This window comes from Clostridium sp. (genome assembly GCF_016650095.1).
Classification (GTDB): Bacteria; Bacillota; Clostridia; order Clostridiales; family Clostridiaceae; genus Clostridium_AD.
This window is the reverse complement of record NZ_JAENWL010000373.1, coordinates 1-3,706: the sequence shown is the minus strand read 5'-3', so window position 1 is coordinate 3,706 and position 3,706 is coordinate 1. Positions and strand designations below refer to the sequence as shown.

General features: G+C 33.7%; 4 protein-coding genes. All 4 read left to right on the top strand.

Annotated elements, in window-relative coordinates; translation table 11 throughout:
* A partial coding sequence (gene moaA / locus JJE11_RS16490; protein WP_291637586.1) for a GTP 3',8-cyclase MoaA occupies positions 1 to 811 on the top strand: 811 nt, incomplete at its 5' end.
* 31 nt (positions 812 to 842) lie between these two features.
* Positions 843 to 1,328 carry a cyclic pyranopterin monophosphate synthase MoaC gene (gene moaC / locus JJE11_RS16485; RefSeq protein WP_291637588.1) on the top strand — a complete coding sequence of 162 codons (486 nt, stop codon included), beginning with the start codon at positions 843 to 845 and terminating at the stop codon, positions 1,326 to 1,328.
* The gene (locus tag JJE11_RS16480) at positions 1,328 to 1,759 is read left to right on the top strand and encodes an MOSC domain-containing protein (RefSeq protein WP_291637585.1); all 432 of its coding nucleotides are present in this window, start codon (positions 1,328 to 1,330) and stop codon (positions 1,757 to 1,759) included. The genes moaC and JJE11_RS16480 overlap by 1 nt, the downstream gene beginning before the upstream one ends.
* A gap of 88 nt (positions 1,760 to 1,847) precedes the next feature.
* The coding region (locus JJE11_RS16475) for a sigma 54-interacting transcriptional regulator (protein WP_291637583.1) at positions 1,848 to 3,706 on the top strand (1,859 nt) is incomplete at its 3' end.

Sequence of the window (3,706 nt, the reverse complement as noted above, 5' to 3'; positions counted from 1 at the left end):
TGTAAAGGTAGCTACAACTCTAGGTATAAATAAAATAAGATATACTGGTGGAGAACCACTGGTTATGAAAGACATTGATAAACTAATATACGAAACTTCTAAACTACAAGGGATAGATGACATCGCTATAACTACAAATGGTATTCTTCTCTCTGACATGGCAGATGATTTAAAGAAGGCTGGACTTAAAAGGGTTAATATTAGTCTTGATACTTTAAATAGTGAAAAATTTAAAAGTATAACAAGAATAGGAAATTTAGATAAAGTAATGAAAAGTATAGACAAATGTTTAACTATTGGGTTAAAACCTGTTAAAATAAATACAGTATTAATGAGAGGTATTAATGATACAGAGTTTGAGGATTTTTTAAACTTAACTCGCGAACTGCCAATAGAAATAAGGTTTATAGAACTTATGCCTATCGGTGAAGGTATTGAGATGTATGAGAAAAATAAATTAAGTTTTATGGAAATGCTGGGACTTCATCCAGAGCTCACTCAAATAGAAACACAAAAGAGTAGTACCGCGCAATTGTACAAGCTTGAAGGAGCAAAAGGAAATATTGGTTTCATTAGTCCAGTAAGTTGTAAATTTTGTGGGGATTGTAATAAAATAAGGCTTACATCCACAGGAACAATTAAACAATGTCTTCATTCAGCTGAGGAAATAGACCTTAGAAAATATCTAAATAATGAAGAGATGCTTACAGCTGCACTTAAATCAGCAATTTTTAACAAACCACTTGAGCATCATCTTGAAGAGGAAAGTGTTAGTAGAAGTATTAAGGTGATGTCTCAAATAGGCGGGTAATAAGGCGCATGAGAATAAACAAGAAAGGAGCATTGCAATGGAACTTACTCACATAAATGAAGAAGGAAGAGCTAAAATGGTAGATGTATCTGAAAAGCTTGACACTGTTCGGGAGGCTGTAGCAGTTGGGTCAATATCAATGAAAAGAGAAACCCTAGAAAAAATAAAGGAAGGGTACATCTCAAAAGGAGATGTACTAGCTGTAGCACAGGTGGGCGGAATTATGGGTGCTAAGAGCACTTCGCAGATAATACCAATGTGTCATGCCATAATGATATCTGGCTGCGACATTAGTTTTAAGATTGACATTGAAAACACTAAGATCGATATAACTGCAACCACGAAGACTATAGGAAAAACAGGCATTGAAATGGAAGCACTAACTGCGGTATCAGTTGCTGCACTAACAATTTATGATATGTGCAAGGCAATAGATAGGGGAATGGTTATAAATAATATTATGCTTGTAAAAAAAACCGGAGGAAAATCAGGAACATTTGAAAGGAAGGGATTGTAATGGCAAAGGTTATTGCTGTAAATATAAGCGAGAAAAAAGGTGTGATAAAGCACCCTATAGATAAAGGCTTTTTTAAATTAAACCATGGTCTTGAAGGGGATGCACATGCAGGTAATTGGCATAGGATGGTAAGTTTTCTTGGAAATGAGAGTATTGAAAAGATGAAAGCTACTGGGGTAGAAGGTTTATGTTCAGGAAAGTTCGCTGAGAATCTTACTACTGAAGGCATAATTTTGTATGAGCTTCCTGTGGGAACTAAGTTTAAAGTGGGAGAGGTACTTTTCGAGGTAACACAGATAGGAAAGGAATGTCATAAAGGTTGCGAAATTATGAAGCTAGTTGGCGACTGTATAATGCCAAGAGAAGGAATATTTGCTAGGGTACTTACAGAGGGATATATTAAAGCTGGAGATGATATTGTAGTAGTTTAAAAAGTGATATATAAATATATTAATTAAAAAGATATGTTATAAAAGGCTCCATTTGAAAGGACTTCACACATAAAGGAAGGTAAAAAGTATGGAGAGCTATATTGAAGCTTCTCACTTAAGATGCATAGGAGCCGGAATATTACCTGGGAATTCGCATAGCACCAAAATTATTGAAGGCGAGGAACTACAGAAAAACTTAGAGCAAAACAGTGAACTTATTTTGAATGCATCTCCATTTATTAATCATTTATATGATTTTGTAAGAGGTTCCGAGTTTTTTGTATTACTGTGCGACGGCGAAGGATGTATTTTAAATGTGGTGGGAGATGAAAAAATATTATTAGAATCTTCTAAACTAAAAATGATTACTGGTGCATATATGGATGAGGCTCATATTGGGACTAATGCAATGAGTCTTGTAATTTCTGAAGGGGTACCTGCTCAGGTCTCTGGGAAAGGACATTTTATTAATGCATATCATAAATGGACATGTTCTGCTGCACCAATTAAGGATGAATATGGAAGTATAGTTGGAATGATAAACTTAACTGGGTATATAGAAAATGTAAATCCTCATACCTTGGGCATGGTAGTAGCAGCAGCTGATGCTATTGAAAGAATGATTGAAAACAAAAAATATAATTTAATAATTGAAATCTGTAAAAGGCGTCTAGAAACCACCTTTGATTCCATTTCTTCAGGGATTTTGACTTGTGATTTACAAGGAAACATCACAACAATGAATAAACAAGTTGCTAAGATGTTTGGTTATGATGCAAGAGAAATGAAAAGTATGAAAATACCCGATTTAATTTTAAGCTTTTATGAAATAGTAGAACGGCTAAAGTCGAAGGGTAACTTTACAGATGAGGATATATATATAAATACACTAGCGAATAAACTACAAATTACTCTTACTGCATACCCTATTTATGGTTTTGATACGAAGATCGAAGAAATAACGCTTGTATTTTATGAACTAAAAAAGAGTAGGAAACTGGCGGGTAGAATATTAAGTGGACAAGCGATATATACTTTTAATAAAATAATTGGAGTAAATAAGAAATTTAAGAAAATTATTGAGTATGCAAAAAAAATAGCAGATAGTAAATCTACAATATTGATTTCTGGTGAAAGTGGAACAGGTAAGGAGATTTTTGCCCAGGCTATTCACAACCATGGTACCCGGAGTGAAGACCCTTTTATAGCTGTAAACTGTGGAGCTATACCACGTACACTTATAGAATCTGAACTTTTTGGTTATGAAGGTGGAGCATTTACTGGTGCAAAAAAAGGTGGCAATGTAGGCAAATTTGAAATTGCCGATGGTGGTACAATTTTTCTGGATGAAATAGGAGAAATGCCTTCTGATATGCAGAACAGATTATTAAGAGTAATAGAAGAAGGAGTAGTAAATAGAATAGGAAGTTCAAAACAAATAGATATCGATGTAAGGATTATGGCAGCTACAAATAAGGATCTGGAAATTGAGGTGGAAAGGGGGAACTTTAGAAAAGATCTTTATTATAGACTAAATGTTCTACCATTATATTTACCACCACTAAGAGAACGTAGGGACGATATTGCAGAACTCGTGAATTACTATATGAGAAAAACTTCTAAGAAACTTAATAAGCACAGCGTAGATATTTCAGAAGAATATATGAACTATCTTAAAAATTACGATTGGCCGGGAAATATAAGAGAATTGGAAAATGTAATTGAGCGTATAGTTAATACCGAAGTGATTCAGATGAATTTGTATAATGATGAAGCTGAAAAACATAAGAAATCAATAGAACCATATATAGGAATTACTTTGGAACAGATGGAAAAACAACATATAACTGAAGTTATTAAAGAAGTTAAAGGTAATATGAGCCTTGCTGCTAAAATATTAGATATTGCAAGAAGTTCCCTGTATAGAAAAATAGAAAAGTATAATAT

Coding starts and splice junctions, on each gene's coding strand:
- JJE11_RS16480 (WP_291637585.1), top strand. CDS start 1,328: ATGGCAAAGGTTATTGCTGTAAATATAAGCGAGAAAAAAGGTGTGATA.